Source organism: Chitinivorax sp. PXF-14, from assembly GCF_040812015.1.
Classification (GTDB): Bacteria; Pseudomonadota; Gammaproteobacteria; order Burkholderiales; family SCOH01; genus JBFNXJ01.
On record NZ_JBFNXJ010000055.1, the window covers coordinates 1 to 340 of the forward strand.

1 protein-coding gene is annotated in these 340 nt (G+C 61.8%); it reads left to right on the plus strand.

From position 1 onward, the window contains the following. Positions 1–177, plus strand: a 177-nt coding sequence (locus ABWL39_RS20925; protein WP_367796156.1) for a DUF86 domain-containing protein, incomplete at its 5' end; no start/stop codon positions are given. Positions 178–340 lie beyond the last annotated feature (163 nt).

Genomic DNA, 340 nt, shown 5'->3' on the forward strand with positions numbered 1-340 from the left:
CCGTGGCGCAGCATGCGCAATATGCGTAATCGCATGGCTCACGGCTATTTCGACATCAACCTCGATGTGGTGTGGGAGACGGTACAGGAATGGCTGCCGGCGTTGCTCCAGCAATTGCCCGCCGTGCGTCAGGATGCCGACGATGAAGACCGTAACGACAAAGGCATGGAGCCATGACCAATCAAGCCGCCGATGTTCGGCCCCTCTGGCGTGTTCGATCCCGCGACCTATGAGCCGCGCTCGGGCAAGACCTTCTGGATGGCCGCAACGGACGAGAGTTCGCTGGTGGGCAAGGAGGCAGCAGCCGACACGCTCATCGGCAACTGCACGACCGCACGAC